This window comes from Rhodospirillales bacterium (genome assembly GCA_023898785.1).
GTDB lineage: Bacteria > Pseudomonadota > Alphaproteobacteria > Micavibrionales > Micavibrionaceae > TMED27.
Map to the genome: position 1 here is coordinate 919,012 of CP060239.1, position 18,061 is coordinate 937,072.

Below are 18,061 nucleotides of genomic sequence, written 5' to 3' on the forward strand. Positions count from 1 at the left end.
ATATATTTAGGCAGGGGCCGATTGTCAAACGCTTTCGTCCGGATAAGGCCGCAAAGATCGGCTCACGGGCGTAACCACTGGCCACTGGCGACTCTTTCCGCGGAAGGCGGGCATGGCATCCAATAGGTCCAGGCGGGAATCGAGGTGCGCCCGCATAGCACCGCCACCATTACCCGCTGGTACATGCTGTGCCCGCCGGGCCGAAATCCCTCCAGCCGGTCGATGGGCGGCAGGTCACGTAGCGGGTCGGTGAAGGTCACCAGCTCTCCGTGGATCAGATCCCAGTCCCCGGTCGGGCGGCCGAAGCGCGGCGTGCCGATCTCCTGCTGCCTGCGAGCGTCCGCCAGTGGATCGGCTGTGCCCCTGGCCAGGATCAGACCTTCGGGCACCTCGAGGGCCGGGAATCCGGCATGGAGATGATAGAGCCTGCCCCAGACCACGGCCGGTTCGATGCTTTGGGCCTGGGCGCAGAAGCGTTGATGGTTCCAGTAGCCCCGTTTCAGGGTGCCGTAAACGAAGAGCCGGAGGATGGTCTCGGAAGTGTCTTCCGGGTTTGTGTTCAGCTTCGCGGTGTCTCCAATGTTCATGCATTCACTCCTTCGGGCAGTGTCCCTTTGCGCTCCTGGGGTATGAAGCGGAATTCGCTGTTTTCGATGGCCCGCACATCCTCGTGGCGGATGGTGAGCATGGTCATGGGCGGCACCTCCAGCTCGCGCCAGCCCTTCTCGTTGTCCACGGCAAAGTCGATAAAGGCGGCCTCCGAGGCGTAGAGCACCACCCGGTGCTGGCGGTGGATGCGCAGGCAGAGCGGCTTGTTGCCCTTGAGTACGGTGATGGTGCCGGGGTCAAGCCGTGAGGCCAGCACGGCGCTCATCTGGCCGCGACAAAGGGCAAGCGCCTTCTTCAGGCCGTCCTGGTCGATGGGGCCTTCGGGCGCGAAACGGTCGGCCAGGCGGAAGATCAGCTCGCTGTCCACCTCTGCGTAGCGCGGCAGACCGAGACGGCGGAACAGATAATCGGCGTTGTAGATGGTGCCGTTGTGGGTGCCGATGACGATCCCGGCCCGGATGGGATGGTTGTTGCGGTTGTTGAACTCGTTGCCCCGGGTGCGCCAGCGGGTGTGGCCCATGAGGATGGTGGTCTCGTTGTCGACCTGCCCGAGCAGCTCCTGGAACGGCTTCTCGTAGACCAGTTCGTGCGCCCGCATCGGCCGCTTGAAGATGCGGTGGCTGCCGTCGGTCTTGAGCCAGGCCAGACCGGAGGCGTGCGGGCCGCGCTCCTCGCTGTGCAGCAGCATGCGGATGAAGAGCTCGCGCAGGTAATCCCGCTCGTCGGGCCGTCTGCGCTTGCGGCCGAAGATGATGCCTACTTGTCCGCACATGGAGCCGGGTCCTCCTTGCCGCTGAAGTTCTTGCCGAGGGGTCTTGTCCCCTCAAGAACGAAGGCCGCGTATTCGCGCCGGTGGTCCGCCAGCCACTCGGCCACCTCCGGGTAGCCCATCTCGGCGGTCAGCCGGGTCACCTCCGGGTGGTCGAGCATGTTGGTGCGCCCGGAGAGTCGCACCGTCTCCAGGGCTTCGAGGAAGCGTTCCGGCCAGGGATCGCTGGCCTTGTCGTCGGGCAGGAACTCGATCAGGCCGTGCCGGGCCAGACGGGTGAGAAACTCGGCGGCCGCAGCGGCGGCGTCCTCCGGCAATGACTGGGTCGGCCCGCCTTCGATGCCGGAGAGCACCTCGGTCATGTAGTCCCGGGGCGCACGGCTGGCGGTAAACGGCGTCTGACCACCTCCTGCAGTTGCGGGATGTCGTCGTAGCCGAGCACCGGGCTGACCACCTCGGCCCGCAGATGGGCCGGAACGCTGGTCAGGGAGGCGTCCCCCACCACCTTCCAGACGCGGCCGCGCAGGTCCTCGACCTCCCAGGGGTCATAGCTGCTGGGGATGCCGACATGGCGGACCGTGCCGCCCACCACCGAGTGGATGGCCCAGGCGATCTGCTCCCGGGTGCGTTTTACGGTCTCGATCTCGATCCCGTAGTGGATCTCTTTCAGGTTCATGCGTGCCTCCGTCGTTCATGGCGCTTCTAAGTCGTTGCCAGGCAAGGCTTTTTAGCCTTCGCTTACACCATGAATGAATGCTTCTTTCCGGACACAAATCAAGTAGAAGAACAGCCAAAGCCGACATTTAACACCTTTATTTTCAATGACTTGCGTGTTTGGCCGGATTAGGCGACGCACAGACGGCAGAAACCCCGGAACGGGCTGGCCGTATCCGGGGTTTCTGGGTTGGCGGTGGCAGTGAGCCGGTCAGCCGGAGGCGGTATCGGAGGTGATCAGGCTGGCGTGCAGCTCGATGTTGCGCGACTCGTCGGCCCGCATCCGCGCCAGCAGCGCCGTGAAGGCCTCCGCTTCGTCAGCCGGGAGCTTTGACGCCCGTTCCAGCCGCGCCAGGCGCTGGTGCAGATTCTCCAGCAGGCCCAGGGCGTGGTCGCGGATCAGCCCGTCGCGCTTCTCCTGGGGCGAAGGGATGAACTCGGTCAGTCCGCCTTTGCGTCGAACGATCATGGCCGTGCCTCCTTAGCTCAGGGTCGCGCCCAGCGAATGGATGCGCGGGTAGATCAGCGGCGTGCCGGTCATCTCGGCCTTGTAACGGACCTTGTTCCCGGTGTTGTCGGCGAAGGTGCGCACCAGGGTGTACTCGGTCCAGTTCTCGTCGATGGGCCGGGTGTCCTGGATGGTCATCGCCTCCCAGGTCAGGCCGCCGTCGTTGCTGGCGAACCATTGCAGGGTGGTGCCGCTGGGGATCTGCATCTGCACATAGGCCTTGGTCGATTCCACCCCCTGGGTCAGCTCGTTCTCGCGGGTCAGGTAGGCCCCGGTGGTTTTGTTGAGGTAGCCCACCAGGTTGACGTCGCGGAAGTTGATGGCCGGGGTGTCGTTGGAGAGCGAGCTGCTCAGGCGCACGCGGATCTGGACCCGGGTGGCGAGGTTGGGCAGCCGTTCCTCCTCGGCGGGAACCATGGCGTCCCAGGTCACACCGCCGTCGGTGGAGTATTCCCAGTCGAGGCCGGTGCCCTGGGGGATGGCCGAGTATTCGTCGAGGTTGATGTCGGAGAACTGCACGCCGGTGATCGGCTGGAAGCGGATCATCCCCTCGGACTGGAAGTTGTAACCGTAGATCTTCATCGCCAGGTCGGAGCCGTTGAGCGGCGTCCAGGTCTCGGCGTTGGAGCTCTCCAGCAGCACGCCCTCCATGTAGGTCTGCCGGGTGATGATGCCCCAGCGGCCCATCTTGCCAAGGGTGGCGGTGCGGACCTTGTAATTGGTGCTGTTGGTCAGCAGCACCACGGCATAGCTGGTATTGGCCTCGGCGTAGAACGGGTCGTCGAAGCGAATGCGGGTCTCGCCGCTCAGGCTGATTTCGTTCGGGGCCAATACCTTCTCGGCGAACACCACGCCGTTGGGCAGACCGGTGGTGACGCCGCGAATCTGCACCGTGACCGGGATGCTCGGGTCCCTGGCGGTGAACTGCAGACCGATGCTGGAGATCACCTGGTTTTGGGTGAAGCTGAAGGTCTGGGCCAGCGGGTCACGGGGCACGAAGATGGTCTGGGTGCGCCAGACTACCTGCACCACGGGTACGCGGATGATGCGGTTCTCGATGATGCGCTCGATGCGGGTGATGACCAGCGGATCGTTGATCTGCAGGCTGGCCCGGGCCGAGTAGACCCCGTCGGCCATCTCCACGATCCGGTTGCCGTTGCGGGCGTTGGTCGGAATGGTGAAGGAGGCGCTGACCCGACCGGCCTCGTCGCTGATCAGGTTGCTGGCCATCACCTGGCCGTCGCAGCGCAGCACGATGCCGGATTTGCTCGGCGTAAAGTTGATGCCGGTGACGGCGATGCCGGTCTGGCCGCGCCGCCCGAGGTTGGGCGTGATCTGCAGCATGGCCGGGGGCTTGTCGAACACCGCATAGGGGTTGATGTTACGCTCCTCGGACCAGTCGTTCTGCTCCACCAGCACGGTCTCGTTGCCCGGCAACAGCGCCAGGCTGCCGAAGAAACTCGCGTTGCTGCCCGCCTGATCGACCGAGAGCACGGTGGAGTGTGGAATGCGGTCCGGCGCGACGAAACGGGCGATCTCATTGACCCGGGCGTCCCATTCGGCGTGGTAGATATCCGACTGAGCGGTGTTCGAGAAGTCGTCCGAGTAGATGCCTTTCTTGGTCTGGGCGTCCCGGTTCTGCAGCTCGTTGTTCATCTGGTACTGGGCATCGTTGTACTTCAGGTCCTCGACGTCCTGGATGATGTCGTGGATCTGGTCCATGGTGATGCGGGTCAGGCCGAAGTTGCGGATCTCCATGTCGGTGGAGTTGGGCGGACAGTCGATGCTGCACAGCCCCAGGGCGTTTTCCGGCACGATGGGCAGTTTCGGGAAATCCGCCGGAGCCCCTTCGAGCCGCTTGATCTCGGTGGTGGTGGCGTAAACGATGTCGCGGCGGCCGAGGTAATAGTCGTAGTCCAGGCTGCAGTTGGAGCCGTTCACCGGCTGGTCGCCGAGGCTGCCGCGCCCGAAGTTGATCACGTTGAGGTTGCCCAGCTCGAGCTGGACCGGCGACATGGTGAGTCCGGCCGTGTTGGTGGCCGGAGGCGAAGCGGTGCCGATCTCCTCGACGCCGTCATCGACGTAGGAGAGCGCCTCGCTGCCCAGCTCCATCAGTCGCTTGTAATCGGTGCGTGCGCCGTTGGTGGCGGCCCGGTAGACGCGATAGCCGGTCGCGCCGCTGACCGGCAGCCAGGAGAGCTTGTTCATCTCCCCGGCGGCGGTGACCCGGGCAACGACCGCAGCGGCGTTGAAGGCCGTCTCGCCGGTGGCGTTGTAGGCGGTCACCAGATAGAAGTAGTTTCCGGCCGCCGGATGGTTGGCCTGGCCGAACCAGCCGCTGTCCACATAGTCGGTACCCTTGACCATCTGCTTGGTGTAGGTCCAGCGCACCGTGTAGGTGGTGCCGATGGCCGGTTCGTTGCCGGAGCCGAGCCAGTCGACATGGTTGCCCGACTGCTGCCAGTCCACGCCCTCTTGGAAGATGGTCGCCCCTTGGCTGACCTCGAGAATGTCCACCACGGGATTGGGGTCGAGCAGGTCTTCGCCGCCGCCCACCGAGCCGCGAGTGACGTTACGGGTGATCTCGACGATGGCCTCCACCTGGGTCGTCTCCTTGAGCGGGGTGGAGTTGACCGGATAGCGGCGCTTGTTGATGTCGAAGGTTTTCTGCTCGCCGCGCACCGACTTGGTGGCGATGGATTTGGGCACCAGGGTCGAGGTGGGCAGATCGCGCTGATGCCGGAAGCCCTGGATGTAGGCGCGTCCGGCATTGGTGATCGCCTCCACGCTGTCGTCGTCGACCCCGCCGATAAAGGTGTCGAAGCCCCGCACCAGATAGCTTCCGGCCTGGTCGAAAGTGCGCTCGGCCAGATTCTGAATCAGGGAATTGAGCCCCTCGGCGGCGGCGAAGGAGAGCTGATCCTCGGTGATCGAGGAGACGGTGATCCGGCTGCCCGGCAGCGTGCCCAGCAGATCCCGCAGGTAGAGGTTGGACTTCTCCTGCACCGTGGGCGTGACATCGCCGCTCTCGCGGTCGAACTTGTAGATCGGGATCACCCGGCGCTCGGCCACGTTGTTGGGCAGCGTCTGGCCGCTGGTGTCCGTGGCCTTGAGAGAAAGAACCCATTTTTCCCGCTCGGCGGTGGGCTCGCCGGTGGCCGGATTGATCAGGGCCGGGTCCTGGGTGTAGCCGTAGTTGTACTTCAGCAGCTCCACGTAAACGTAGTCGGCCCCGCTGGTGGTGGCCGGATCATAGGTCAGGGTCGCGCCGCTCACCTGTTCGAGATGGCCGTCGATGTAGACCACGCCCGGGGCCAGGGTCAGGACGTTGGCGGCCGCGCTGACCTCCAGACCCATGATGATGGAGCCTTCCTTGAACAGGATGTCGGCGATCTTGCGCCGCTCCAGGTTGATGATGTCCTGCTGCTCGTTGAGTTCGGAATCCAGCAGGTCGCGATCCTGATGGTAGCGGATGCGCTTATGCGAGAGCGCCTGATGCTCTCGCCACGCCGGTTACTTACCGGAAGGGGCCTGGATGTGTCGGAGACGTGATGCCTCAGAGCGGGCCGCGCAGTTGCCAGACGGGATTGGGTTGCCCGGAGGTGTTGTTGAGGTAGTGGGATTCCTTCTTGCCCTCGAAATAGAACAGACCGATGCGGCCCGGCTCCAGGGTGGTGATCCGGTGAACGGTGCCAGCGGCGTTGTCTTCCGCCTGACTCTGGGTGTCGAAGCCCAGACCGCTCGCGGCCAGATAGAGGGCGTGCTCGGCCTGGGGCGCTTCGGTTTCGGGCGCTCCCTCGAACACCAGGTAATGGCCGTGGTTGTCACCCGGATCGCTGACAATCCACTTGCCGTTGCGGTCCTGAAAGGCTCCCTCGATGTAGGCGACTTCGTATTCTCCCGCTGGCCAGATCAAGGAATCATCCGGATCGGGGCTCATCTCGGCCGCGTCGAACCAGAGCAGATTGAAAAGCGAGCGCACGTCCGGCGACAGGCGCACGCTGCGAACCAGCGGCGGTTCCGGCTCGGGTTCTGGCTGAGGATAGCTGGGCGCGGGATTGTTCGGGTCTTCTCTGTAGAAGGGATAGACCAGGTTGCCGTCCACCTGGCTCTGGATCACCCGGTAGGCGATATGCACCAGCAGCAGGTTGCCGTCGATGTTCAGCGGCCGGTCGTCGAAGCGCACCTCCGTGATGATCACCCGCTTTTCCCAGCGCTTGATGGCATCGATCACGTAATGGCGCAGCAGGCCCTTGAGCACCTCGTCGTTCTGTTCGAACACCAGATCCTTCAGCCGGGAGCCAAACTCCGGATTCATAAACCGTTCGCCGATCCGGGTGCCGAGGATCTGCAGGATGCTTTCGCGGATATGCTCGTGCTCCCGCGAGGTGGCGGTCGAGACCTGTGTGCCGCCGGATAGCGACTGAAACCGGAACGGGTAACGCAACCCCTTGCCGAGAAAGTCGTAGCTCATCAAGTACGCTCCTCGCAGTCGATGCCGCATTGTCCTGAGCAGCCATTTTCCGGTGCGCCGTCGTCGATGGCTTCTCCCTGGAACCGGACTACCAAATCCAGACCGCTTTTCAGACCCAGTTGGATGGTTCCGTCCGCCTCGATCAGCCCACCGTGGCCGGACTGGCCGCACTGGAATCCCTTGGCTCCGCCGGAGAGCAGACGGACAGCGATAGTTTCGCCGATGCCCTCGATGCGGCCGATGCCGATGATGTCGATAGGTCCGGCCGGGTTGATCAGGGTGATGAACCGCTCCCGGTGATCGACGTCGAGGCGGATGCCCTCGGGCAGAACCACCGCGAAGCGTTCCGCGCCCATGGCGGTCGGCTCGATCCCGGCAGGCAGTCCGCTGATACCGGCTGCCTCCTGGGTCGAACGCAGATAGGACTCGACCAGGGTGTAAAGGCGTCCCGGGGCGACCTCGATGGCCGTGCCGGGTCCGGGGGTGATGACCTGCTGTTTCCCTCCGTCGATAACGCAGATTCGCTGGTCGTCCGTAGTCCGCAGGATCATGCCGTCGGGCAAGGTGAAGAGCCGGTTGCCATCCGGCAGATCCCTGGGTTCGGTGCCCACAGGCAGTTCGACAAAGGGATAAAAATCGGGCTTCGGCTCGATATGTACCTGGTCCAGATACTCCTGGGTCCTGGCCTGCTGGGCCTCAAGATAGGCCTGGGCCTGGCCACGCATCGCCTCCGAGGCGGCGTGACCGGCCTCCAGCAACGTGCGGATGCCGGAAAGCTCCTCACGGATGCCGGACAGGTGATCGCAGAGCGCCCGCAGTACATACTGCTGTTCGCCGGAATCGGTCTGTTCGATGGTGGCCTGCAAATCGGCGGGTTCTTCCGAAATCATGGACAACCTCCATTACATGCCGACATTGGCGGGTTGGGATTGATAGCTCATGGCGTTGACCGGCGTCACTGTCCCGGTCGCACCGTCTATTTCGAACACGGTCCAGACCGTGCCCGGGGCGTTGGGAACGGTGAAGGTCTGCTCACGGCCATCGCTCATGAACACCTTCACCGATGCTCCGGACTGCGCCAGGCCGGTGCTCGGATTGGCGTTGCGGTTGGTGTAGTCGTGGACCGCGTAGCGGTAGACGCCGGGGATGAGCCGATGGATGGTGATGGTCTCCGGCCCGTAGGAGCTGGTGTCGTCCACGTCCAATTCCGCAGCCTCGTTTTCGATGGTGTGGGAATAGAACACATGGAAGCGACTGCCCGATGGCGTCGGTCCGGTGAGATGGGAATCGAGATCCCTGGGGTTGAGGCCCCACTGCAACACGATGCGGGCGACCTGGCCGTCGAGTTCGGGCGAAAGAACGATCTGGATGTCGCCGGAGGTGTTGGGGTCGGCGTTCATCCAGCCATGCCAGGCGATGTATCCCGGCGCTGTGACCTCCACGTAATAGAATCCCTCGGGCACGGACAGCTCAAACCCGCCATAGGCGTTGGCGAAGGTCTGAAACGCCGCCGGGCCGGTTTCCGAGCGGCGGAATTCGATCAGCGCGTTGCCGACGCCGCTGGTGTTGAGGGCGTTGACCACAGTGCCGCTGAGGAAGACCGATGCTCCGCTGGCAAAGTCCGGGTGGTCGGCGAACCAGGACGGATCGCGGACCTCCACCAGAACATGGCGGAGGCTGTCCCGGACCGATGATCGCCAGACCATGAGCACGGCGTTGCCGATGGTCCAGCCGCAGCGAATGACACCGTCCGGCCCGATCTCCGCGACCTCCGGATTGCTGGAGGCAAAGACCGGGGCGTCCACGTCGCCGCGCAGGGAGAGCGGAACCCGTTGCTCGAACTCGCCAGCGGAGAGGCGGATGGAGCGAGGCTGAACCTCCCAGTGGCTATAGTCTGGCGCGGTATCCGTCATGAAGGAACCTCCACCGGTGCGGAGACGCCGCCGCCATAGACCTCGACCTGGACGTGACGCAGGCTGAGCCGCTCGGGCGAATCCCAGACCAGGATCATGGCCGCCCCGGGAACGAAGCCGCACTCGACATTGCCGTCCTCATCGACACTGGCCACGTCGGGATTGGACGATTCGAACACAGGCGCTTCGGGTAGACCACGGATCGAGAGCGGAATGCGCTGGACGAATGGGGATCGCGAGACCCGGATCAGCTTCGGGAAGACATCCCAGTAGTGCGGTTCCTGCGGCTGTTCGAGATTGTTCATGGCGTCCCCCTCAGTTGTCGATGGTGTCGGGACTGCCAGTGACGATGATGGCTCCGCAGGCGGTGATGTCGCCGATGCGGGCGTTGGGCAATCCTTCGGTGATGGTGTCGAAGCTGCCGGTCACGATGGGCGTCACGCCATGCCCCGGGATGGGACAGACGTGCAGATCCCCCATGCGGGCCACCGGCATGCCGTTGTCCAGCGTCCGGCTCGCCCCGGTGATGATGACGCCGCCGTGGCTGCTGATGTCGCCGAGTCGCGCCTGGGAGCTCATGGGTTCACCTTCAGCAATAGATGGATCAGAAAGCCGATGAGTCCGCCGATGGTGCTGCCGATGGTCAACACCAGGCCGACGATCTTCCACATGGTCTCGGTCCCCATCTTGGAGCCGACCCGGGCATGCAGCCGGTCGATCTCCTCGGCGTGCCGGTGCAGATCGGAATAGATCGAGCGAACCAGCACCTCGACGTTTTCCTTGTCCGATTTCTTCTCGATTTCACGCTCGATCTTCTCGAGGCGGTCCTGGATTTCCCGGCGGTGACTTTCGAGGATGCTGCGGAATTCCTCCCGCCAATGATCGAAGGTCCGGGCCAGCAATTCCTCGCTGGCCGAAAGTCCGGAGGGTGTTGTTGTTCTTTCTCCCATGCGATGCTTCCTTCAGGTGTTGATCAAGACGGTGTTTGTCGAGCGAATGATGATGTTTCCGGCCACCCCATCCATGAACACGAGGCTGCCGGACTTGTCTGTGGCGCTGATGCTCTCCTGGCCGGGCGCGGCGTTCATGCGCACCACCTGACCGGCCTTGTCGGTGAGCCGGATCTGTTCGGCGGCGGCGGTGGAGTCGACGAGGATTTCCTGAGTGCCGTTGAGCCCCCAGATGTGAACCTTCTCCCGACCCTTGGTGGTATCGATGAGGATCTTCTGCCAGCGCGAGCGGCCCTTGTCGCACGAGAGGATGTGGACCTTCTCCTTGTCCTGCCAGGCTTCGAGGATTACCTGCTGGCGGCAGAGGTCGGTGAGCTGGATGCGGGCGCGGGAGCCGACGATCTGCGAGGCAATGTCGAGCTGGTCGCCTTTCTCGGCGTCCTTCGTGCCTCGGCGCAGGGCGTTGCCGCTCTGCATCTCCGGCTTCACCTTCCCTTCCATGGTGAGGATCTGTCCGGCGCGGTCGATGATCCGCAGCAGTTCGTCGCCGTCGCGGTCATCGGCAAGGATGGTGTGGCCGGTTTCGGTCTTGAACAGGACCTTCAGGCGTGGGCAGTAATACGGCGGATGGCCGTGGTACTTCTTGTGTTCGAGATCGTCGTGCCGGTTGGCCTGATGCTCAACCTTGTCCTCACAGTCATGACAGAAGGCATTCGCGCAGGTGCGCTTGGATTCCTCGGGCTGCTCACCGGGATTGCTCTTGGCCAGCCAGACCCCGGTCCAGATCGGATACTGAACGACGCCGCCCTCGAACTCGGCCCAGACCGAAGCTCCTTCCTCGGGGATCAGGAACATGCCGGTGTCGTCGTTGCCGCCGTAGGGGAAACAGGGAGCGGCCCATTCGGACCAGTTCTCCCGCCCGCTGCCGAGCACGGCGGGGATTTCCAGGCGGACCCGGCCGAGGCGTTCGGGGTCGTTGTTGTCGCGCACGAAGGCCCGGTACTTGCCGTACCAGCGGTTGCGGTAGCGCTCCTCGGAATGTCGGTCGCGGGTTTCAAGCATGCTCCGCCTCCCGTTTTCGACTGGCGTCCCAGGCCAGCCAACCGCCCAGGCGAACCGCCCAATACATGACCTGCCTTTTCCACAGAGGCACGCCCAGGGCCGCCATCAGTTCGAGAAAGAGGCGGTCGGCAGCAAGCCGCGAGACCTTACCGGTGTGGTAGAGATAGTCGTGAACGACGGCCGCCGGGGAATATCGTCCCCAGGGCGGCACCACGCGCCAGAACAGGCGCGGCACCGAGGCGAAGTCGGTCTCGAACCCAGCGGGCACTTCGATGATGCGGCCAGCGCCGGTGCGGACACGGAACGGCTGGGTCAACCTCGCGGTCATTCCATTGGGCAGGATCTCCACCCGAAGAGGCCCGGACAGTCCCAGCGCGGTGCCCGAAAACAGGGTCTTGGTTTCGGCGCTCATGACCGCCACCTCGCCTTGCCCGACTGGCGCACATCGAGATGGACCCAGGAGGCATAGACACCGATGCCGCCCTCGCGGAAAAGCGGAATTTCCTCGGCGATGACCGCCAGTTGCTCGGGCGAAACACCTGCGGGACAGCTCACGTCGGCCGCCATGCCCAGCGTGTGGAAACTCTGCTCCGCGCCACCCACCGCCTTATTGTGCCGGTTGCAACGGAAGCCGCTGGTAATGGACAGCGGTTTGCCGATGCGGTCGCGCAACGCCTGCAGGGCGTCGACCAGGTCGGGATGGACCGCAGCCGAATGGCCGCAGCAGTTCTTGCCCTTGCAGGCGAATTCCGAACGGTTGAAATTCTTACTGAGATCACCCATTGCCGCCTCCTTGTGTGACCGCGCCGGAATCCGCGTCGATGGTCACCATGGCTGGCGGCTCGTTTTGCGGCGTGGGCGGGGCCTCCTTATCGTTGGGTTTGCCCTGGGACTCGGCGGACTTGTCGCCCGCGCCTTTGCCGAGGGCGTTCTTCTTGAGTTTGAGTTCGCAGAGATAGCCAGCGCCGCTGATGCTGTGGCGCACCGAGTGGCAGTAGTAGATCCCGGAAAACTTCCGTCCCACGCCCTTGATCTCGACGTTCTTCTTGGCGCGTAGCTGGGGAATGCCGATGGTGGCCGCGTCCGCCTCGACCTGCCGCAGCTCGGCCTCGCGGAATTTGCCTTCGGCGTTGTCCTGGGCGGGCTCCTGGCGCGGCTCTTCGTGAAAGCCTTCGGAACGGTCGAAGCTGGGCACGATCTGTCCCGTCTCCTGTTCCTTGAAGCTGCCTTCGCCGGTGTTGCCGTCGACCAAATAGGTCTGCTTGCCCAGGGCCGTCCGCTCGGGCGTGGTGGCGTTGTTGGCCTTGTGCTCGACCACGTCCTTCTTGCGCGGGTCGATACCGACCGTCTTGGTCTCGACACCCGCGCCCTTGGCTCCCTGGGATTGGGTGCTGGGGCGGAACGAGCGCAGCAGGCCCTTGGTGTCGGTGAAATATTCGAGGGTCAGAAGCGGCGTCTGGTCGAGCTCGCGGGGATGGAAATGGAGTTCGTCGTCCTGGATGTAGAAGACATAGCCGCTCACGCCGTCGCCATCGCGGTCACGGGCCTTTTCCGCCAGCTCCTTGAGGAACTGGGCGTCCGAGATGTTGCTCTGGGTGACGCGGAGATGGGTTCCCTTGGTGGCCGTGACCACTGGCGTGAGGCCGTTGGCTGCGGCGACTTGTTCGGCGATTTCCGAATAGAGGATGCCGGGAGCGGGTTTCTGCCAGACCTTCTGGTTTTCCTTGCCCGCCAGTTTGAAGCCCTTGTCGTATGCCTTGATGCGGATAGTTGGATCGCCGTTTTCCGGGAAGTCGTAATCGATGTCCTTGATGACCGCCTTCTTGCGCGGAGAGAGGTTACCCACGTAGCCGAAGCGAGCGACGATCTCATTGCCTTCCTGGAACAGGGGATCGTCGACGAACTGCAGGTTGCGGTCGGTCACCGACAGCTCGAGAACATCCAGCTCCTCCTCGTTATCGGTGAAGACGAACGAGGTGATCTCCTGGGTGATGTCCTTCGAGAGGTCTTGCCCCTCGATCTGAATCAGAAATGTCGGCTTGAAGGTATCCAGATCCATGCGTTACTCCGGCGGTTCGCAGTTCCCTGCTTACTTACCGGAAGGCATGGCGAGGTGTCGGGGGGGATCAAGCTTTAGGTTTGAAAATCTTTTGGCGTATGGAGGGTGTGTGGCAATTGAGAGTTATGTGCATAACGCGCTGATCACCGGCGGTTGAAAACCGTCCGGTGGATTGGCAGGTTATGCTCCTTCATTTCATTTCTGGTTTCCTATAGGGCAACCAGGCTGTCCTTGCCGGCGCTGGGAACGCAGACGATGGCATCAAATGCCTCGCTCAAATTCGTTTCTACAGAGGCGCTTTGGGACCGCATTCGCTTTGCTTCCATGGGGTCATCTGTCAATGTCAGGCATGAATCCTCCTTACCACAGGCATCGATGACATACTGTTCCACACTATCCTCACGGATTGCATCGGCAGGCGTGGTCACAACAGAGAATCCAAGAGGACTGTCGGGCGATGGGAAATGCATTTCCGGCACGGTGAGTCCAAGATGGGTGAATGCAATCGCACGGTAATCCCCCTCCTCCCTCTCTGCGAGATGCTGTCCCATGGGAACAGCCGTAAGCTCGCCTGAAAAGGAAACTGGAGTTTTTTGTAAATGATTGTTGTGCGCCAGCAGAATTATCCTTACATCCGGATTCGCTCGAACCATTCCATCCACCACGCCCGCCATATACGAGTCACGTACGGAAGTATCTCCCTCAAGAGAGGTACCATCGAAGAAAGCTTTCATTACACGCAAGGTTTCCAACGTATACTCTATCGACTCTATTCGATCAGAGGCTTTTCGGAAAAAATCGCTGTTGACGTGATTTTTCAGGACAGGGGCAAGCGACGCCAAACGGAGCTTCAATCTGGTTACCCCTGAGATAGCTTTCTCCTGCTGAGCCGTTTCCAACTCCCCCCATTTTGCCGATGAAATAACCGCCGACTGGCCATCAATGGACGTCAACAACTGAGTCAGCGCATCAACGTGGGGTTTCATGAGGTGGTCGATGACCTGGATAATTTCGGCCAATTGCGCTAGGTCGTCCCTTGGATTCAAGGTGTTGGGTAAATCGATTCCGACTAACTGCAGTTTTCTTCCTGATTCGCGTAGATATGATTTAACCCAAATCAGCACTGAGCCATACAAAGAAAAGGTCAGGGTATCCGAAAATCGCTCAAGTTCATGAGCACCGGCTGTTGAGTTGAGCCATTCAGATAGCCGGGATGCCTGAATCGCCCCACATTCCAAACCAATCGCATTAAAATCATGCCTCTCGACAAAATAGCGAATAAGACTAGCTCTAGCCAGTGAGAACTCCGCGACAAAGTGAGCACCCTCGCCAATGCCGACAATTCGGGCGCCCTCAACTACGGGATTAAGAATCTCAAACTCATTGAACTCCAGCTTTTGAGGCTGTAAAAGTGTTCTGGTCGTTCTCCATGTCATTTTTTTATCCTTTTGCGTTTATTGCTGAAATCGTCATACTTTCGCTTCGCCAATAACCAGGCTCACAGAGCATAACGGGCCGGGAGATCACCGGCCGGTCCTTTTTGGGCCGGTGCATCTTCCTGGTTGAGCATTTTGCGTCTGTTGCCAAAGAGGACTCACCCACCAGGATCTGCTGCTACGTTAGCAAGCAGAATGTCCACCTGTGCCATGACAGATTGTGGGAGTTCGATGTTATGTGGTTTGGCAACAGCATCCACGAGTTCTCTACTCCACGCCCACGACTCACGATAGGCCCTGTACAAAGGAACACATTCAGCGCTGGCCGTACAAGTCAGGTAGCGATGATATGCACTACCGGAAAGATCGGTCTCCAGTCCCCGCGAAGGGGTGGGCCAATGGTCGGTTTTCCCCTCGTAAAGTCGAGCTAGCTTTAGGAGGCTTTCGTGAGCCTTACCCAACAAGGCCCATGCACGAGCATATTCGCCTCTATTAAGAAGATTTGCACCAAACAGCGTCAGGTTTATAAGGTTAAGGCCCAGCCCCTCCACCAGTTCAGCCCCTTCACGTTTGGGGGGTCCTCCCACCAGAACCCGCGCATATTTGGACAGTTCGCCCGCTCGATCCAGCACAACACCAGCGTCAAGCGTAGGAAACCACCCGTAACCCTGCCAGCCGGCAACAACTGACTGCTCTGAGGCTCGCATAAAGTGGAACTCGCCACGTACTCCGTTTGAGAAAAGTGCTGTGTGGTGGCCGAAATCGTCCTGGAAGTAAGCCGCTACTGGACTGACCGTATTAAGCCACGTGCGCTGTTCAAACTCATCGAATGACTCGTCGCTGATAAATACTGCGAATTCAATATCAGAAAATCGATCCCCTTCACCAGTCGCAAATGATCCGAACATCAGCGCGGAAACAACACGATTGTCCTGATGACACCTCTCGCGGAAACTCTCGATCATCGTCTGCTGTACCATTTTTACCTCTCTGTTCAACGGGTTGCCCGGTTCACCCGCATCGCCCGGTCGGTTTTCCGGGCGGGGCGGCGTGCAACCGGCTGGTTGGGATCATCACTTCAAATCATTTATATAGAGTTGAGACCCCTCATATTTCCCTGCTATTCTAGTGACTGCGTTTGTTGAATTCGATAGCGATAAGTTTGCCCACCTCAGCGAGCACTGCTTCTCGATCAGAGTTGGGAGATGGGGAACCGGAATAATAGACTGCTACGAAAATCGGTGACCTATCTGGTGGCCACATGACAGCAATGTCGTTGACGGCTCCGTTACTGCCGGTGCCCGTTTTGTCCCCTACACGCCAATCCAAAGGGATACCGGCGCGTAGCCTGTTTGCACCCGTAGTATTAGCGAGTAGATAATTTTCGAGAATCTTGCGAGAAGATGGAGAAAGGGCATGGCCCGAGAGAACCTTGTTCATCGTTTCCACCATCGATGAAGGGCTGGTGGTATCGCGATCATCATTCGGTAAGTTGTCGTTTAATGATGGTTCGTTTCGATCCAGGCGAGTCACTGAATCGCCCAGAGATCGCGCATAGGCAGTAACAGCCTTAGGCCCACCAAGCAAGTCGAGAAGGAGATTCGCTGCCGTGTTGTCACTGTATTCGATGGCCGCTGCACAGAGTCGCTCTACAGTCATTGCCCCATCAGATACGTGCTTTTTTGTGATAGGTGCCCAATCGAGAAGATCGGCTGTAGTATATGGAATTCCACGATCCAGGGAGATCTTCTTTTCATCAACTTGCTTGAGAACTGCCGCCACTAGTATGAATTTGAATGTGCTGCACATTGCAAACCGCTCTGCTGAACGGTACTCGATACGCATGCCAGTCGCAGTATTGAGCGCAGCAATACCGAGGCGGCCACCATGACGTTTTTCGATCATAGAAATTTGTTCACCAATCAATTTTTGAGGTTCGGCTGCCTTTGCCTGGAGTACCCAAACAGTTACTGCAAGACAAATTAGAAAGATAGATGTCAAATAATGCCTGTAATTTCTCCGCTCCATAATATGGTTTCTCCCTTTGGTTATCATTTTGCGGGTGTTTTGCTCAACAAATTATTAATTCGTTTCTTTATATCTCGTCTTAGGTGGTGCCGATCATGAGTGCCCGATCAGACAACTCCACTCAAAAAATGCTAGATTACACTTAACAATTGGCAATTTCAAGAAAATACTTGAAATTTTTCCTTATGGATATCATATTATTTTCATAATAAATGTGAAGAGGATATCCCATATGATCACGTTGCCGAAGGCGCTTTTGGACAAATATGACGATTGGCTGGAACGGGAGGCGGTTGATGCCAACCGTCATGGCGAGCACCGGAAATGGCTACGCTATTATCTGGATTTCTGCCACAAATACGGGAATGGATACCTTGACGAACTGAGCCTTGGTCTATTCGCCGAAAAGCTGCAAGACAAAGGTCAGCACCCTTTCCAGATCGAGGAAGCGTCACGTGCCGTTCGTTTGTATTACCGAATGGCCGGGGAAACGAAAGATGCCCTGCCGACACCTGCCTGCGAACCTGAAAGAATCTCAAAACTGCCTCCGGCCACCATGAAATCTGAAGGTGCGTCCTGGGTGGGTGAACTGACAAGGCTCAGGGAAGAAATCCGGATTCGTCATTATTCTGCCAAAACGCTATCGAGTTATTATGGCTGGGCCAGAAAGTTCCAGGCTTTTGTCCGGAGCAAGTCCCCCACATTGCTTGATGCCGACGATGTCAAACGGTATTTGACGTGGCTGGCGGTGGAAAGGGATGTTGCGGCCTCAACACAGAATCAGTCATTCAATGCGCTGTTGTTTTTTTATCGACACGTTCTGGGCAAAGAATTCGGAAAAGTTGATGGCGTTGTACGCGCCAAGCGGCGTAAATACGTGCCGGTGGTCCTGTCCCGGGAGGAGATCGACATAGTTCTAAGTAAACTTGAGCCTCCTTTTGACCTTGTTGTAAAACTGCTTTATGGCTGTGGGCTCCGGATATCGGAGTGTCTGGATCTTCGAGTGAACGCATTCAACCTTGAGATGGGTGTGCTGACAATTCATGACGGCAAAGGCGGAAAGGACAGAACGGTGCCTTTGCCCGAAACCTTGGTTCCGGCTATTCGTTCTCAACTGGAGGTGGTTCGCTCCATTCTTGATCAGGATTTGTCTACGGAAAGCTTCGCCGGGACGTTTCTGCCACACGCACTGGAACGCAAATATCCAAAAGCTCCGACAGAATTTATCTGGCAGTGGTTTTTCCCGGCCATATTGCTGACAAAAGTTTCAGGCGCAAATGAGTTCAGACGCTATCATTTGCATGTGTCGCATGTGAACAAGGCCATCAAAGCGGCATCCGATTCCACAACGCTGACAAAGCGCGTGACGGCGCACACTTTCCGCCACAGCTTCGCCAGTCATCTTCTTCAGGCAAATTACGATATCCGGACGATACAGGAATTACTGGGGCATAGTGATGTGCAGACAACAATGATCTATACGCATACGGTCAAAAGTTCGACAAAGAAAGAGCCTCGCAGTCCGTTGGATTTTTGAAC

General features: G+C 59.8%; 19 protein-coding genes and 2 pseudogenes. 2 read left to right on the top strand and 19 right to left on the bottom strand.

Features of this window, described 5'->3' with window-relative positions; genetic code table 11:
- Window positions 1–62: 62 nt before the first annotated feature.
- From H6859_04785 to H6859_04860, 16 genes and pseudogenes are all read right to left on the bottom strand, one after another.
- Window positions 63–587 carry a gamma-glutamylcyclotransferase gene (locus H6859_04785; GenBank protein ID USO06496.1) on the bottom strand — a complete coding sequence of 175 codons (525 nt, stop codon included), beginning with the start codon at window positions 585–587 and terminating at the stop codon, window positions 63–65.
- The gene (locus H6859_04790; protein USO06497.1) at window positions 584–1,381 is read right to left on the bottom strand and encodes a glucosamine 6-phosphate synthetase; all 798 of its coding nucleotides are present in this window, start codon (window positions 1,379–1,381) and stop codon (window positions 584–586) included. Before H6859_04790 ends, H6859_04785 begins: the two co-directional genes overlap by 4 nt.
- Window positions 1,366–1,782, bottom strand: a pseudogene (locus H6859_04795) (DUF5049 domain-containing protein). Before H6859_04795 ends, H6859_04790 begins: the two are co-directional and overlap by 16 nt.
- Window positions 1,776–2,054: pseudogene (locus tag H6859_04800) on the bottom strand (amidoligase family protein). Before H6859_04800 ends, H6859_04795 begins: the two co-directional pseudogenes overlap by 7 nt.
- Before the next feature lie 249 nt (window positions 2,055–2,303).
- A complete protein-coding gene (locus H6859_04805) occupies window positions 2,304–2,561 on the bottom strand; it encodes a VrlD (protein ID USO06498.1) in 258 nt (85 codons plus the stop codon).
- 12 nt (window positions 2,562–2,573) lie between these two features.
- On the bottom strand, window positions 2,574–6,074 hold the full coding sequence (locus H6859_04810) for a DUF4815 domain-containing protein (GenBank protein USO06696.1): 3,501 nt from the start codon (window positions 6,072–6,074) through the stop codon (window positions 2,574–2,576).
- Between the two features lie 82 nt (window positions 6,075–6,156).
- Window positions 6,157–7,074: a GPW/gp25 family protein gene (locus H6859_04815; GenBank protein ID USO06499.1), complete on the bottom strand. Its 918-nt coding sequence runs from the start codon at window positions 7,072–7,074 to the stop codon at window positions 6,157–6,159.
- The gene (locus H6859_04820) at window positions 7,074–7,964 is read right to left on the bottom strand and encodes a hypothetical protein (protein ID USO06500.1); all 891 of its coding nucleotides are present in this window, start codon (window positions 7,962–7,964) and stop codon (window positions 7,074–7,076) included. Before H6859_04820 ends, H6859_04815 begins: the two co-directional genes overlap by 1 nt.
- Window positions 7,965–7,976: 12 nt before the next feature.
- A complete protein-coding gene (locus H6859_04825; protein USO06501.1) occupies window positions 7,977–8,987 on the bottom strand; it encodes a hypothetical protein in 1,011 nt (336 codons plus the stop codon).
- Complete coding sequence (locus H6859_04830; GenBank protein USO06502.1) at window positions 8,984–9,292, bottom strand: hypothetical protein; 309 nt, start codon at window positions 9,290–9,292, stop codon at window positions 8,984–8,986. The genes H6859_04825 and H6859_04830 overlap by 4 nt, the downstream gene beginning before the upstream one ends.
- Before the next feature lie 10 nt (window positions 9,293–9,302).
- A complete protein-coding gene (locus H6859_04835) occupies window positions 9,303–9,566 on the bottom strand; it encodes a PAAR domain-containing protein (GenBank protein ID USO06503.1) in 264 nt (87 codons plus the stop codon).
- Complete coding sequence (locus H6859_04840) at window positions 9,563–9,937, bottom strand: hypothetical protein (GenBank protein USO06504.1); 375 nt, start codon at window positions 9,935–9,937, stop codon at window positions 9,563–9,565. Before H6859_04840 ends, H6859_04835 begins: the two co-directional genes overlap by 4 nt.
- 12 nt (window positions 9,938–9,949) lie before the next feature.
- Window positions 9,950–10,999: a baseplate assembly protein V gene (locus H6859_04845; GenBank protein USO06505.1), complete on the bottom strand. Its 1,050-nt coding sequence runs from the start codon at window positions 10,997–10,999 to the stop codon at window positions 9,950–9,952.
- Window positions 10,992–11,411 (bottom strand): DUF1353 domain-containing protein, encoded by a 420-nt coding sequence (locus tag H6859_04850; GenBank protein USO06506.1) that lies wholly within the window; start codon window positions 11,409–11,411, stop codon window positions 10,992–10,994. The genes H6859_04845 and H6859_04850 overlap by 8 nt, the downstream gene beginning before the upstream one ends.
- Window positions 11,408–11,782, bottom strand: a complete 375-nt coding sequence (locus tag H6859_04855; GenBank protein USO06507.1) for a DUF882 domain-containing protein — start codon at window positions 11,780–11,782, stop codon at window positions 11,408–11,410. The genes H6859_04850 and H6859_04855 overlap by 4 nt, the downstream gene beginning before the upstream one ends.
- The gene (locus tag H6859_04860) at window positions 11,775–13,058 is read right to left on the bottom strand and encodes a phage late control D family protein (protein ID USO06508.1); all 1,284 of its coding nucleotides are present in this window, start codon (window positions 13,056–13,058) and stop codon (window positions 11,775–11,777) included. Before H6859_04860 ends, H6859_04855 begins: the two co-directional genes overlap by 8 nt.
- Between H6859_04860 and H6859_04865 the strand changes: the two genes are divergently transcribed.
- Window positions 13,057–13,215, top strand: a complete 159-nt coding sequence (locus tag H6859_04865) for a hypothetical protein (protein ID USO06509.1) — start codon at window positions 13,057–13,059, stop codon at window positions 13,213–13,215. The genes H6859_04860 and H6859_04865 overlap by 2 nt on opposite strands.
- A gap of 52 nt (window positions 13,216–13,267) precedes the next feature.
- Here the strand turns inward: H6859_04865 and ere(A) are convergent, their stop codons facing one another.
- The 3 genes from ere(A) to bla all read right to left on the bottom strand — a co-directional run bounded on the left by ere(A) (window position 13,268) and on the right by bla (window position 16,522).
- Complete coding sequence (ere(A), locus tag H6859_04870) at window positions 13,268–14,494, bottom strand: EreA family erythromycin esterase (protein ID USO06510.1); 1,227 nt, start codon at window positions 14,492–14,494, stop codon at window positions 13,268–13,270.
- Window positions 14,495–14,652: 158 nt separating this feature from the next.
- Complete coding sequence (locus H6859_04875) at window positions 14,653–15,474, bottom strand: nucleotidyltransferase domain-containing protein (protein ID USO06511.1); 822 nt, start codon at window positions 15,472–15,474, stop codon at window positions 14,653–14,655.
- A gap of 145 nt (window positions 15,475–15,619) precedes the next feature.
- Window positions 15,620–16,522 carry a class A beta-lactamase gene (gene bla, locus H6859_04880; GenBank protein USO06512.1) on the bottom strand — a complete coding sequence of 301 codons (903 nt, stop codon included), beginning with the start codon at window positions 16,520–16,522 and terminating at the stop codon, window positions 15,620–15,622.
- 232 nt (window positions 16,523–16,754) lie between these two features.
- Between bla and H6859_04885 the strand changes: the two genes are divergently transcribed.
- Window positions 16,755–18,059, top strand: coding sequence for an integron integrase (locus H6859_04885; protein ID USO06513.1), 1,305 nt, complete (start codon window positions 16,755–16,757; stop codon window positions 18,057–18,059).
- Window positions 18,060–18,061: the final 2 nt, after the last annotated feature.

Bases quoted from the DNA above. Each gene is read 5' to 3' on its own strand.
- H6859_04785 (USO06496.1), bottom strand. From the start codon at position 587: ATGAACATTGGAGACACCGCGAAGCTGAACACAAACCCGGAAGACACT.
- H6859_04790 (USO06497.1), bottom strand. From the start codon at position 1,381: ATGTGCGGACAAGTAGGCATCATCTTCGGCCGCAAGCGCAGACGGCCC.
- H6859_04805 (USO06498.1), bottom strand. From the start codon at position 2,561: ATGATCGTTCGACGCAAAGGCGGACTGACCGAGTTCATCCCTTCGCCC.
- H6859_04815 (USO06499.1), bottom strand. From the start codon at position 7,074: ATGAGCTACGACTTTCTCGGCAAGGGGTTGCGTTACCCGTTCCGGTTT.
- H6859_04820 (USO06500.1), bottom strand. From the start codon at position 7,964: ATGATTTCGGAAGAACCCGCCGATTTGCAGGCCACCATCGAACAGACC.
- H6859_04825 (USO06501.1), bottom strand. From the start codon at position 8,987: ATGACGGATACCGCGCCAGACTATAGCCACTGGGAGGTTCAGCCTCGC.
- H6859_04830 (USO06502.1), bottom strand. From the start codon at position 9,292: ATGAACAATCTCGAACAGCCGCAGGAACCGCACTACTGGGATGTCTTC.
- H6859_04835 (USO06503.1), bottom strand. From the start codon at position 9,566: ATGAGCTCCCAGGCGCGACTCGGCGACATCAGCAGCCACGGCGGCGTC.
- H6859_04840 (USO06504.1), bottom strand. From the start codon at position 9,937: ATGGGAGAAAGAACAACAACACCCTCCGGACTTTCGGCCAGCGAGGAA.
- H6859_04845 (USO06505.1), bottom strand. From the start codon at position 10,999: ATGCTTGAAACCCGCGACCGACATTCCGAGGAGCGCTACCGCAACCGC.
- H6859_04850 (USO06506.1), bottom strand. From the start codon at position 11,411: ATGAGCGCCGAAACCAAGACCCTGTTTTCGGGCACCGCGCTGGGACTG.
- H6859_04855 (USO06507.1), bottom strand. From the start codon at position 11,782: ATGGGTGATCTCAGTAAGAATTTCAACCGTTCGGAATTCGCCTGCAAG.
- H6859_04865 (USO06509.1), top strand. From the start codon at position 13,057: ATGCGTTACTCCGGCGGTTCGCAGTTCCCTGCTTACTTACCGGAAGGC.
- H6859_04860 (USO06508.1), bottom strand. From the start codon at position 13,058: ATGGATCTGGATACCTTCAAGCCGACATTTCTGATTCAGATCGAGGGG.
- H6859_04875 (USO06511.1), bottom strand. From the start codon at position 15,474: ATGGTACAGCAGACGATGATCGAGAGTTTCCGCGAGAGGTGTCATCAG.
- bla (USO06512.1), bottom strand. From the start codon at position 16,522: ATGGAGCGGAGAAATTACAGGCATTATTTGACATCTATCTTTCTAATT.
- H6859_04885 (USO06513.1), top strand. From the start codon at position 16,755: ATGATCACGTTGCCGAAGGCGCTTTTGGACAAATATGACGATTGGCTG.